We start from the raw sequence: 11,703 nt of genomic DNA on the forward strand, positions 1-11,703 counted from the left end.
GGCGTTTAGCAGATAGCTTCGGTGGCCGTGTTAACCGATTGGCTCGAACTGGCCATGCTGGTCGTGGTCGGCTTCCTGTCCGGGGCGATCAACGCGGTGGCCGGTGGAGGTTCCCTGCTGGTCTTCCCGGCGTTGCTGGCCACCGGGATGACGCCGCTGGTGGCGAACGTGACGAACTCGGTGGCGCAAGGACCGGGTTTCGTCGGGGCCGCTGTCAGCCAGCGCGCCGACCTGCGCGGCAACCCGAAACGGCTGTGGTGGACCTCGGCGGCGGCCGCGGTCGGGTCCGCGCTGGGCTGCGTGCTGCTGCTGACGCTGCCCGGGTCGGTTTTCGACGCGGTGGTCCCCGTCCTGGTGGCGCTGTCGGCCTTGCTCATGGCGCTGCAGAACCCGATCCGCAGGTGGTTGGGCACTCCGGAGGCGGACGGTGCGGACCGGCTCGTCCTGCTGACCCTCGGGGTGTTCGCCGTGTCCATCTACGGCGGCTACTTCGGCGGCGCGCGGAGCGTCATCCTGATCGCCGTGCTGATGCTGGCCGCCACCGACACGATGCGCCGGCTCAACGCGTTGAAGAGCTGGCTCGGGCTGATCGGCAGCGCGATCACGCTGTTGGTGTACGCGCTGGTGGCCCCGGTGGACTGGGTGGCGGTGCTGCTGCTGATGCCCACCACCGTGCTGGGCGGTTTCTTCGGCGGCAAGGTGGCGCAGAAGTTGCCGTCCAACCTGCTGCGCTACCTGGTCGTGGTGATCTCGGCCGCGGTCGCGGTGTACTTGTTCCTGGATTGATCGATGGGCACCGCCGCAGCGGTGCCCATCGGGGGTCACACTCCCAGTTCCCTGCGCAGCCGCTCCACGTGGCCGGTCGCCTTGACGTTGTACATCGCCTTGGCGATCTTTCCCTCGGGATCGACCACGAACGTGGAGCGGATGACGCCCTGCACGATCCGCCCGTAGTTCTTCTTCTCCCCGAAGGCCCCCCACCGGGTCATCACGGACTTGTCGACGTCCGACAGCAGCGGGAAGGTCAACTTCTCGGCGTCCCGGAACTTGGCGAGCTTCTCCGGCTTGTCCGGGGAGATGCCGAGCACGTGGAAACCGGCGTCGTTGAGCGCTGCCAGGTTGTCCCGGAAGTCGCAGGCCTCCTTGGTGCAGCCCGGGGTGCTGGCGGCCGGGTAGAAGTAGACCACCACGGAACGACCGCGGTAGTCGCTCAGCGAAACCGCATTGCCGTCCGCGTCCGGCAGCGAGAACTCCGGGGCTTCGTCCCCCGGGGCGAGGCGTTGCTGGTCACTCATGCCCCCGACGCTAGCCGAACGGGTCTGCGACCCGGCCGCCACCGGTGCTCAGCGCGTTGCGTCAGAAGTGATGATCGAACTGATCTGGGAAACCGGGTCGACCGGTCGCAGCTCGGCTCGTTCTGCGGCGAGGAATCCGCCCGTGATGAGACCGGCCACCGCCGAGGCGGTCACAGCTACCGCGCACAAGGTGTACCGGCGGACGCTCACTTTTCCGTCCCTGCCTTCCTGACCTGAACGAATTCGGGCTCTACGAGCTGGATGAATTCGAGAAGAAGATCTTTTCGCCGAAGTGATCGGATTCTCCCGGGAAGTCGTTACCGCCCGGGTCAGCGGTTCTCGAGTTGCGCCCGACCGGTCCCCCGCGTAGACGGAGGGTGGCGCTGCCACCGATTCCACCGGAGGACGACATGCCCACGGTTGCCGACCAGTTCATCGAGATCCTCAAACAAGCCGGGGTGCAACGCGTCTACGGCATCGTGGGGGACAGCCTCAACCCGGTTGTCGATGCGGTGCGGCGCACCGAGGGGATGGAGTGGGTGTACGTCCGCCACGAGGAAGCGGGCGCGTTCGCGGCCGGCGCCGAAGCGCAGCTGACCGGGAGGTTGGCGGCGTGCGCGGGCAGCAGCGGGCCGGGGAACCTGCACTTGATCAACGGGTTGTTCGACGCGCACCGCAGCGGCGCGCCGGTGCTGGCCCTCGCCTCGCACATCCCCTCCGAGCAGATCGGCACCGAGTTCTTCCAGGAAACCCATCCGGAGGAGCTGTTCAACGAGTGCAGCCACTTCTGCGAGCTGCTGTCCCAGCCGGAGCAGATGCCCCGGCTGCTGCGGCACGCGGTGCAGACCGCGCGGAGCAAGCGCGGGGTGTCCGTGCTCGTCTTCCCGGGGGACCTCGCGCACCGGCAGGCCGTCAACCCGACCGGGGAGCAGAGCCCCGTGGGGGAGGAGCCTGCGGCCGTGGTGCCCGCCAAGTCCGAGGTGCAGGCGTTGGCGGAGACGCTCAACAGGGCCGAGAAGGTGATGCTGTTCTGCGGGGCCGGGGTGCGCGGGGCGCACGACGAGGTCATGGAGCTGGCCGGTCGGCTCAACGCCCCGGTCGGGCACGCACTGGGCGGCAAGGAGTGGATCCAGTACGACAACCCGTTCGACGTCGGGATGAGCGGTCTGCTCGGGTACGGCGCCTGCTACGAGGCGATGCACAGCGCGGACCTGGTGGTGCTGCTGGGCACGGATTTCCCCTACGACAACTTCCTCCCGCAGCGGAACACCGTGCAGATCGACATCGAACCGGCGCACCTGGGGCGGCGCACCAAGCTGGACTTGGCGGTGCACGGGGACGTCCGGGAAACGATCCGCGCGGTGCTGCCGCTGGTGGAGCAGAAGACGGATCGGCAGTTCTTGGACCGGATGCTGCAGACCCACGCGCAGCAGTTGGAGCGGGTGGTCGAGGCCTACACCACCAACGTGGAGAACCGGGTGCCGATCCACCCGGAGTACGTCGCTGACGTGTTGGACGAAGTGGCAGCCGACGACGCTGTGTTCACAGTGGACACCGGGATGTGCAATGTGTGGGCTGCCCGCTACATCACCCCGAACGGCCGCCGGCGAGTTCTCGGCTCGTACAAGCACGGTTCGATGGCCAACGCGTTGCCCCAAGCGATCGGGGCGCAGTTCGCCTACCCGGATCGGCAGGTCATCGCGATGGCAGGGGACGGCGGCCTGGCCATGCTGATGGGCGAGCTGCTCACGCTGCGGACGTACCAGCTCCCGGTCAAAGTGGTGACCTTCAACAACGCTTCCCTGGGCATGGTGAAGCTGGAAATGCTGGTGGACGGATTGCCCGACCACGGGACTGATTACGACAGCGTCGATTTCGCGGCGATCGCGGCAGCGGCCGGGATCCATTCGACCAGGGTCACTGATCCAGGGGATGTGCGCGAAGCCCTGATGACCGCTTTCCAACACCCGGGGCCGGCGCTGGTGGACGTCGTCACCGACCGGAACGCGCTTTCCATTCCGCCGAAGCTCACCGGGAGCCAGGTGAAGGGATTCGCCCTGGCGGTGAGCCGAACGGTGCTTTCCGGTGGCGTCGGCAGAATGGTCCAACTCGCTCGGAGCAATTTGCGGAATATTCCGCGCCCATGACCGAATTCGCGAGCTGTTCACCCCGATTGCGGCGAAGAGGAATTCGCGGCCAACGCTCCGCGGAAAATGGTTGCCCGCTCAGCAGCAATACCGTAAGGGTAATGGGGTAATGACGGGACGTATTCATTGGTGGAGACTGGGCGCATGACTATGAGTCCCACCGTACGTCGTCGCCGCTTGGCTGCGGAGCTGCGGCGGCTGCGGACAGCAGCGGGGGTGACACAGCAACAAGCGGCCGCGCATTTGGGCTGCACACAAGCGAAAATCGGTAGATTCGAAACAGCGAAGAGATCTCCATCGGTCGGTGATGTGTCGGCACTGCTGGATTTTTACGGAGTGGACGGTGCCGAACGGGAACAACTGATCAACCTAGCCCGGGATGCCCGCAAGCGCGGCTGGTGGCACTCCTACAGCGATGTTCTGCCGGATTGGTACGAAACCTACGTGGGATTGGAGGCAGCAGCGGCCTCGATCCACACCTACGAATCCGAGGCCATTCCCGGCCTGCTGCAAACACCCGAGTACGCGTACGCCATCACCAAAGCCACGCTCATCCACGCCGACGAAGCTGAGATCAACCGGCGCGTCGAATTGCGCATCCAGCGGCAGCGGCGGATCACCGGGGAAGATCCGCTGCAGTTGTGGGCGGTCATCGGAGAACCCGCCCTGCGGCGCTGCGTCGGTGGCCCGGACGTGCTCCGGGAGCAGTTGGAGTACCTGCTGAAGGTCATCGAGCTGCCCCACGTCACGGTGCAGGTGATGCCGCTGGACGCCGGAGCGCACCCGGCGCAAGCGGGGCCGTTCGTGATCATGCGGTTCGACACCGGGGTCGATCCGGACCTGGTCTACCTGGAAACGCACGTGGGCGGGCTGTACCTGGAGCGGGAAATCGAACTGGCCAATTACGTGCTGATGATGGACCATCTGCGCGCTCATGCGGCTGATCCGGAGGGGTCGGTCCAGATGATCCAGAACCGGATTGAGGAGCTGTAGATGGAACAGCGGGTCGCCTGGCGGACCAGCAGCCGGACTCAGGGGCAGGGGCAGTGCGTCGAGATCGGTTTCGGGACCGGGTGCGTCGTCGTGCGCGACACCAAGGACCGCGGTGGCGGACAGCTGACCTTGAGTTGGCAGCGTTGGCACGACTTCCTCTCCTGGGTCAAAAGAACGGGTGCCGACTGACCTCGACCACCTCGCGAGCCGAAATCTGGCCCTATTCCTGTTCCAGGAAAGGAGTCAGCAAGCCCGGAGTGGCTTCGTCAGCCAGCCGCACGCCGTCGCCCACCTCCACGTCGCGCACGTGGTAAATGCCCGCGCCGGCAGCAGTGGTGGCGCTGACCGTCGCCACTCCCGCGCGCCGCTGGAAGAACGACTGGCGGATGCGCCATCCGATGATTCCGCGGCGCTGCAGTGCCGCGGTCCGCCGAACCGCGGTGCCGCTGCGGACCAGCAGGTAGTGCTCTGCCAACCGGTGCCCGAGATTGCGGTAGGCGTCGACGGCGAAGGCCACCGCGCTGGCCAGCACCACCACGGTGAGCACGGCGGTCCAGGTCGAGGGGAGCCAACCCCGCCACCAGAGCGCGGCCAGCGCCGCGTCGATCACGAGCGCGGGGACGAGCGCCCAGGTGAGCCGGCGCCGCAAGGCGACCCGCGGGTGGCGGGCGAACTCGGCGCGCAGCGGGGAACCGGGCTCGCGCAACACCACCGCAGCGACCCGGTGCGCTTCGTCCCGCGGTGCCGGCGGGAGCAGGGCGTTGCTCTCCGGCTGCTTCTTGTTGTGCTGTTCGCTCAACCCGGTGGTGATCGCTTTCAACCGGGCACCACCGAACCAGCGCAGCAGCAGCGGTTCGGCGATCTCCACCCCGCGCATCCGGCGCTGTTCGAGCGAAATCGAGCGGCTGGTCAGCAAACCCCGCAGGACGCGCAGCGCGCTGGCCTCCCGGTGGAGCCGGAAATCCCACCACATCTCCACATTCACCAGCAGCGAACCGATCAGCCCGGTGGCCAGGAACAGCCCCGTGACCGCCGCGGCGAGCAACACCGGCGCGAGGCGGGCTTCCTCCAGCAACCACCGCCACACGCCGTACCTGGTGAACAGGTCCGAGAACGAGCCGATGGCCGAAGCGATCGCACCCCACACGATGAGCATCGAGGAGAACGTCAGCGGCGAGTAGCCGAACCAGGCCGGTCGCATTCGCGCGAGCAGTTCCTCATCGGGGGTTCCGGTGCCGGGCGCGGTGGTCCTCGGCAGCAGTTCGGTCCGCATTTCCTCCGCGTGCTGCCGGTCGACCGCGGTCAGCCTCAGCTCCGTTGCGCCCGATCCCTGTTCCCCGGTGCCGATGCGCAGCACGGTCAGTCCGAACAGGCGGAAGTGCACCGCGGCGGTGAGGTCGACGCTGCGGATGCGGTCGCGCGGAATGGACCGGTGGCTGCGCAGCAGGATGCCCTGGCGCAGTTCGAAGCGCTCCTCGGTCACCCGGTACTTGGTGAAGTACCAGCCGACCGCGACCGCCGCGGCCAGCAGCAGGGCGCCGAGCACCCACAGCAGGGTGGTGAGCGCCAGGACGGCGGGGCGGGCGCCGGCCAAGGCCATCACCAGGATCGTCACCGGGTACGGCGCGAGGGCCGGCATGGTCAGCGCCACGATGCTCTTGGGGGAGAGCCGGTTCCACTGCGCGTTCACGTGGCGTCCCCCGGATTGGCTTGCGTCACCGCGGTCAACTGCTCGACCAGGTCCGCGGCCAGTTGCCGGTCCAAGCCGTCGATCTTCAGCGGGCCGGCGGCGGACGCCGTGGTCACCGTGACGGTGGCCAATCCGAAGAGCTGCTGCAGCGGCCCGCGCGTGGTGTCCACCGTCTGGATCCGGGACATCGGGGCGATCCGCCGCTCCTGCCACAGCCACCCCGACAAGGTGTACACCGCGTGTTCGGCGACTTCCCAGCGGTGCACCCGGTACCGCCAGATCGGCATCACCAGCAGGTAGCCCACCGCCAGCACGGCTATGACGACGGCCGCGAGGACGAGCCAGAACTCCCAGCCGGGCAGCAGGTTCGGCAGCACGGTGACCAGCACCACCGAGATCGCTACCGCCGGGACGGCGAGCGCCAGGGCGTGGGTGGTCCACCATCCGATGGCGCGGCGCTCCACCCGGTTGCGGGGTGGCCGGAGCTGGAGGCCGGTTTCAGTCGAGTCGTTCGGCACTGCGGTTTCTTCCTTCCGCTCAGCCTCGGTGAGCAGCGCTCGGGCGGTGCCCGGCTCGTGGTGCAGGACTGCTGGCTGAGCAGGTCAGTGCTGCGCGAAGCCGGGGCCTGCCTCACGTTACCGAAGCGGGGAATGTCCAGTTTGCCAAGGCGCGGTGTGTCGGGGGGCGGTTTTCTCCCGATTGTGCTGAGCGGGTGCTCCACCCGTTGCGTGCTGGATGGACGCGTTCGGTGGAACGTAGGATCGTGCGTCCGTGCTGGGGCGACGCGGATCGCCGTCTGGGCTGGTTCGCACCCGTTCGGATCGCGCTCGTCGCCCCGGGATCGGGATGCCAGCTTGCCGAGCGCGAACGGCGGGTGCGGTACCGGCGAGAGCATTAGGCCAACCAGATGAATCCGCCGGGGGGCGACTGCCCCGAAAAGACCTGGAAAATCCAGTTGAACCTCCGGTAAACATGGGATGGACACGCCGTACGGGATTTCCGGGGTGGTTGGCGTGTTCTGTCCGCCGGTGCGGGGCCGGCGGTGGATGGCTGGTCATCCGGTCGCGGGAGAAGTCCCTGGGACTGTCGGGGTGTCCCGGGGACTCCGCGATTTCTTTTCCGTCCCAGATGGGAAAACGGGGAAACATACGTGGTTTTCCCCGGGGTGGAACCACGTTATCGTGCGAGGCATCCAGGTCGTGGGTGACTGATCGCAAAAGTGCCCACATTGGACGCCCACAAGGAGAGAACGATGGCCGATGTCTCAACCCTCGCCCGGCTCACCGGTGTGGCCGCGCTCGCGCTGGCTTCGTTGACGGGAGCGTCGGCGGCCTACGCGGCGTCCGGGGAGGCTGGGGCGACCCCGCTGGTCGTCGGTGGTCAGGACGCGGACATCGCCGATCACCCGTTCGCCGTGGCACTGGTCACCCCGGATGGTCAGCAGTTCTGCGGCGGTTCGCTGGTCGCTCCGAACAAAGTGCTGACCGCGGCGCACTGCACGGATGGTTCCCAGCCCGAGGAGATCAACGTGGTCAGCGGGCGCACCGAGCTGAGCTCGCAGGAAGGTGCGGTCACCGCGGTGACCGACATCTGGGTGCACCCGCAGTACCAGACCCCCACCGCTGGGTACGACGTCTCGGTGCTGACTCTGGAGTCCTCAGTGGAGCAATCTCCGATCGAGCTGGCCGGTCCGGACGACCCCGGTTACCAGCCGGGTGGTGAAGCGACCGTGCTCGGTTGGGGGTTGACCAGTGAGGGCGGTTCCCCTTCGGACCACCTGCAGCGGGCGACGGTTCCGGTGGTCTCGGACTCGGACTGCTCCGACGCCTACCAGGAGTACTCGCCGGATTCGATGGTGTGCGCCGGGTATCCGGAAGGCGGAGTGGACGCTTGCCAGGGCGACTCCGGTGGCCCGCTGGTGGTGGACGGCAAGCTGGTCGGCGTGACTTCGTGGGGGAACGGTTGCGCTCGGCCGGGCTACCCGGGTGTCTACGCCCGTGTCGGGGCCTACTACGACGACCTGGTGGAGCAGATCAACGCCACCGGTGGTGGTCTTTCCAGCTGAATGAGCGGATGGACCGGCCGCGGGCAGTCGCTGTCCGCGGCCGGTCCTCGTTCCGGGGTCAGCCGAACTGCACCGAGCGCTTGGCCAGGTTCCACCAGAAACCTTCGATGGGGACGTGGTTCTCGTGCACGTCGTCCCCGGCGGCGCCGAGCGCCACGAACAGCGGCGCGAAGTGGTCGGTGCGGGGGTGGGCCAGTCGGCTGGCCGGGGCCTTGTTCTCGAAGTCGAGGAGCGCGTCCACGTCGCAGGCGGCCAGCACTTCTCCGCCCCAGGCGTCGAATTCCACCGACCAGCTCGGAACGGTGGGTTCCTGCAGCGCCTTCAGGTTGTGGGTGAAGAAGCCGCTGGCCACGATGAGCACCCCTTCGTCGCGCAGCGGTGCCAGTTTGCGGCCCATTTCCACCAGCTGCTGCGGGTCCAGGGTGGGCATGGACACCTGGAGCACGGGGATGTCGGCGTCCGGGTACATCTGGGTCAGCGGCACGTAGGCGCCGTGGTCGAGGCCCCGGTCCGGGAAGTCCTGCACCGGGGTTCGAGGGGTGCGCAGCAGGGCGCGCACGCGGTCGGCGAGCTCCGGGGCTCCGGGAGCGGGGTACTGCACCTGGTAGTAGCGCTCCGGGAAGCCCCAGAAGTCGTGGACCATCGGGACCGTGGTGGTGGCCCCGATGGCCAGCGGTGCCTCCTCCCAGTGCGCTGAGACGACCAGGACGGCTTTCGGGCGGGGGAGCTCGGCCGCCCAGGAGGCCAGCTGCTCGGTCCAGAGCGGGTCGTCGACCAGGGGTGGGGCGCCGTGGCTGAGGTAGATGGTCGGCATCCGGCTGGTGGTTCCGGTGGGCATGGTGCTCGCTCCAAGTAGTTCGAATTTGAACTACTTCCCACGGTAGCCGTTTGGTTCAAATTTGAACAGTAGGCTGGGGGCATGAGCGAACCGCGCTGGCTGGACGAGGAGGAGAAGGCCGCCTGGACGGCCTTCCTGGAAGCCAGCCATCTGGTGATCCGGCGCGTCGAGCAGCAGCTGCGCGAGCAGGCCGGGTTGTCCCACCCGCAGTACGAGGTCCTGGTCCGGCTGTCCGCCGAGCCGTCCGGGGAGCTGCGCATGACCGAGCTCGCCCGCAGGCTGGTCACCTCCAAGAGCGGGCTGACCTACCAGGTGGCGCAGCTGGAGAAGGCCGGATTGGTCCAGCGGCGGACCAGTCCCGCTGACGACCGCGGGGTCTGCGCGGTGCTCACCGAAGCCGGCTGGGCGAAGCTGCGCGAAGTCGCCCCTGGGCACGTGGAGCTGGTCCGGGAGCACCTGATCGACGTGCTGAGCCGGGAGCAGCTGCGCGCGCTGGCCAGCGGCCTGGGCGAGGTGTCCCGGCGATTGCAGCGCTGACCGGAGGCCGGTCGCGGGTTGTGGCTAGGCCGTTCGGAGCAACTCAAATGTGAAGGTATTTCTCTTTCCTTTTTGGATGGATAGCGTTCGCGCTGGCGACCAACGAGAGGAACTGGCATGTTTCGACGTCAGCGCACCTTAGCGGCTCTCGGCGCAGCAATCGTCGTCAGCTCCGTGCTGTTCGCGCCAGCATCAGCGGCCGAACGAACCGAAGGAACCCCAGCACCACCCGATGATTACTGCGGTGACCAGTGCCACCACATATTGCCCCCGGGGCAGAACGGCAACGCCACGTTCGCCGAACTCGTCGCGCACCAGCTGACCGGTGCTCGACCGCGGCACTCCGACGACCAGATCCACGAGTACGACGCCCTGGCCGGCCAGTACCAGCACCTGACCACCGACACCATCCAGGAGTTCTTCAACGACAACTCCTTCGGAGTCCCGGCCGAAGAAGTCGAACGCAGCTACAAACCCCGCGCTGATGTGACCATCCTCCGGGACAAGACCGCCGGTGTGCCGCACATCTACGGCGCCACCCGATCCGGAACCATGTTCGGCGCCGGCTACGCGGTCGCGGAGGACAAGCTGTTCCTGATGGACGCCATGCGGCGGGCCGGGCGCGGCGAACTCACCTCGTTCGCCGGGGGAGCGCCCGCCAACCGGGAACTGGAGCAGCAGTTCTTCGCCGTCTCGCCGTACACGGAAGAAGAACTGCAGCAGCAGATCGAGGCGGTGGCGGCCCGAGGGGAACGCGGAAAGCAAGCCCTGGCCGATGCCAAGTCCTATGTAGAGGGAATCAACGCCTACATCCGGGAAGCGCACGAAGGACGCTTCTTCCCGGGCGAGTACGTCGCCACCGGCCACGTCAACCCGATCACCAACGAAGGGACCATCGAGCCGTTCGAGCTCACCGACCTGGTGGTGCTGGCCTCCCTGGTCGGTGCCCAGTTCGGCGGCGGTGGCGGCCACGAGGTCGAGAACGCCATCGCCCGCATGGCCCTGCACGAGCGCTTCGGTCCCGAGCGCGGCGAGCAGGTCTGGCAGGCCTTCCGCGGCGCCAACGACCCCGAAGCGATCACCACCATCCACGACGGCTCCACCTTCCCGTACGCGGTGGCCCCGGAGAACCCCGAAGGAGTCGCCCTGCCCGACCCCGGCTCGGTGGAGGAGCAGCAACTCGTCTTCGACCCCACCGGATCAGCGGCCGAACCGGTGCAGAAGACCAGCCAACCGGAAACCGGCACCACGGCCCGAACCGACGACCCGGTGGAAAGCCTCCGCGGCATCTTCAACGACGGGGTCGTCCCCGAAGGCATGGGAGAGCCCCGCGGCATGTCCAACGCGCTGGTCGTCTCCGGTGCGCACACCGAAAGCGGCAACCCGGTGGCCGTGTTCGGTCCGCAGACCGGGTACTTCTCCCCCCAGCTGCTCACCCTCCAGGAGCTGCAAGGCCCGGGCATCTCCGCGAAAGGCGCCTCGTTCGCGGGACTGAGCTTCTACGTGCTGCTCGGCCGCGGCCAGGACTACGCCTGGAGCGCCACCACCGCCTCCCAGGACATCATCGACACCTACGCCGTCGAACTGTGCGAACCGGACGGCAGCCCGGCCACCAAGGAGTCGAACTTCTACGAGTTCCACGGCGAGTGCGTGCCGTTCCGCACCGTCGAGCGGTACAACGCCTGGGAACCCAACCTGGGCGACGACACCCCCAGCGGCTCCTACCGGCTGGTCTCCTACCGCACCCACTACGGGCCGGTGACCCACCGCGCCACCATCGACGGCAAGCCCGTCGCCTACACCACCGCGCGCTCCACCTTCCTGCACGAAGTGGACTCCATCATCGGGTTCCAGAAGTTCAACGACCCCGACGCGATCCGCTCGGCGGAGGACTTCCAGCGCGCCGCGCACGACATCAACTACACCTTCAACTGGTTCTACGTCGACGCCCACGACACCGCCTACTTCAACTCCGGTGCCAACGTGGTGCGCAGCCCGCTCGTGGACCCGGGAATGCCGATCGAGCGGCAGGGCGGTTACACCGCGCTGCGGAAGGCCTTGCGGGCGCACCCGGACCAACTGGTCGAACTGGTCAAGGCAGCCGGGTTGCGGGGGCGCGGCCCAGTCCGCGGCGGTGC

The 11,703-nt window shown here is 67.6% G+C and carries 12 protein-coding genes; 7 read left to right on the forward strand and 5 right to left on the reverse strand.

The genetic code is table 11. The features are described 5' to 3' along the window. Window positions 1-21: 21 nt before the first annotated feature. Entirely contained in the window at window positions 22-786 is a 765-nt protein-coding gene (locus tag SREC43747_RS0113755) for a sulfite exporter TauE/SafE family protein (protein WP_236623191.1), read from the forward strand. A 35-nt stretch (window positions 787-821) separates the two neighbouring features. Here SREC43747_RS0113755 and bcp read toward each other — a convergent pair whose 3' ends face one another. Both bcp and SREC43747_RS21350 read right to left on the reverse strand, forming a co-directional pair. Beyond that, window positions 822-1,295 (reverse strand): thioredoxin-dependent thiol peroxidase, encoded by a 474-nt coding sequence (gene bcp / locus SREC43747_RS0113760; protein ID WP_029721858.1) that lies wholly within the window; start codon window positions 1,293-1,295, stop codon window positions 822-824. Between the two features lie 48 nt (window positions 1,296-1,343). Continuing rightward, complete coding sequence (locus SREC43747_RS21350; protein ID WP_160173042.1) at window positions 1,344-1,505, reverse strand: hypothetical protein; 162 nt, start codon at window positions 1,503-1,505, stop codon at window positions 1,344-1,346. A 200-nt stretch (window positions 1,506-1,705) separates the two neighbouring features. Here SREC43747_RS21350 and SREC43747_RS0113770 point away from each other — a divergent pair, with 200 nt between their 5' ends. From SREC43747_RS0113770 to SREC43747_RS0113780, 3 genes are all read left to right on the forward strand, one after another. Next, window positions 1,706-3,442 (forward strand): pyruvate dehydrogenase, encoded by a 1,737-nt coding sequence (locus SREC43747_RS0113770; protein ID WP_029721859.1) that lies wholly within the window; start codon window positions 1,706-1,708, stop codon window positions 3,440-3,442. Between the two features lie 150 nt (window positions 3,443-3,592). Continuing rightward, window positions 3,593-4,435 carry a helix-turn-helix domain-containing protein gene (locus SREC43747_RS0113775; RefSeq protein WP_236623192.1) on the forward strand — a complete coding sequence of 281 codons (843 nt, stop codon included), beginning with the start codon at window positions 3,593-3,595 and terminating at the stop codon, window positions 4,433-4,435. Beyond that, on the forward strand, window positions 4,436-4,624 hold the full coding sequence (locus SREC43747_RS0113780) for a DUF397 domain-containing protein (RefSeq protein WP_029721861.1): 189 nt from the start codon (window positions 4,436-4,438) through the stop codon (window positions 4,622-4,624). 31 nt (window positions 4,625-4,655) lie between these two features. Here the strand turns inward: SREC43747_RS0113780 and SREC43747_RS0113785 are convergent, their stop codons facing one another. Then, on the reverse strand, window positions 4,656-6,125 hold the full coding sequence (locus SREC43747_RS0113785; protein WP_029721862.1) for a PH domain-containing protein: 1,470 nt from the start codon (window positions 6,123-6,125) through the stop codon (window positions 4,656-4,658). Continuing rightward, complete coding sequence (locus SREC43747_RS0113790; protein WP_029721863.1) at window positions 6,122-6,643, reverse strand: PH domain-containing protein; 522 nt, start codon at window positions 6,641-6,643, stop codon at window positions 6,122-6,124. The genes SREC43747_RS0113785 and SREC43747_RS0113790 overlap by 4 nt, the downstream gene beginning before the upstream one ends. Before the next feature lie 734 nt (window positions 6,644-7,377). Between SREC43747_RS0113790 and SREC43747_RS0113795 the strand changes: the two genes are divergently transcribed. Next, a complete protein-coding gene (locus SREC43747_RS0113795) occupies window positions 7,378-8,190 on the forward strand; it encodes a serine protease (protein ID WP_029721864.1) in 813 nt (270 codons plus the stop codon). 58 nt (window positions 8,191-8,248) lie between these two features. Here the strand turns inward: SREC43747_RS0113795 and SREC43747_RS0113800 are convergent, their stop codons facing one another. Beyond that, complete coding sequence (locus SREC43747_RS0113800; protein WP_029721865.1) at window positions 8,249-9,028, reverse strand: dioxygenase family protein; 780 nt, start codon at window positions 9,026-9,028, stop codon at window positions 8,249-8,251. A gap of 81 nt (window positions 9,029-9,109) precedes the next feature. On the opposite strand from SREC43747_RS0113800, the gene SREC43747_RS0113805 reads away from it, so the two are divergent. Beyond that, window positions 9,110-9,565 (forward strand): MarR family winged helix-turn-helix transcriptional regulator, encoded by a 456-nt coding sequence (locus SREC43747_RS0113805; RefSeq protein WP_029721866.1) that lies wholly within the window; start codon window positions 9,110-9,112, stop codon window positions 9,563-9,565. 117 nt (window positions 9,566-9,682) lie between these two features. Then, the coding region (locus tag SREC43747_RS0113810) for a penicillin acylase family protein (RefSeq protein ID WP_081722593.1) at window positions 9,683-11,703 on the forward strand (2,021 nt) is incomplete at its 3' end.

The organism is Saccharopolyspora rectivirgula DSM 43747, assembly GCF_000497205.1.
Taxonomy (GTDB): Bacteria; Actinomycetota; Actinomycetes; order Mycobacteriales; family Pseudonocardiaceae; genus Saccharopolyspora; species Saccharopolyspora rectivirgula.

Excerpts from the sequence above, each read along its gene's own strand:
- bcp (WP_029721858.1), bottom strand. The coding sequence starts at position 1,295 with ATGAGTGACCAGCAACGCCTCGCCCCGGGGGACGAAGCCCCGGAGTTC.
- SREC43747_RS0113770 (WP_029721859.1), top strand. The coding sequence starts at position 1,706 with ATGCCCACGGTTGCCGACCAGTTCATCGAGATCCTCAAACAAGCCGGG.
- SREC43747_RS0113775 (WP_236623192.1), top strand. The coding sequence starts at position 3,593 with ATGAGTCCCACCGTACGTCGTCGCCGCTTGGCTGCGGAGCTGCGGCGG.
- SREC43747_RS0113780 (WP_029721861.1), top strand. The coding sequence starts at position 4,436 with ATGGAACAGCGGGTCGCCTGGCGGACCAGCAGCCGGACTCAGGGGCAG.
- SREC43747_RS0113795 (WP_029721864.1), top strand. The coding sequence starts at position 7,378 with ATGGCCGATGTCTCAACCCTCGCCCGGCTCACCGGTGTGGCCGCGCTC.
- SREC43747_RS0113800 (WP_029721865.1), bottom strand. The coding sequence starts at position 9,028 with ATGCCCACCGGAACCACCAGCCGGATGCCGACCATCTACCTCAGCCAC.
- SREC43747_RS0113805 (WP_029721866.1), top strand. The coding sequence starts at position 9,110 with ATGAGCGAACCGCGCTGGCTGGACGAGGAGGAGAAGGCCGCCTGGACG.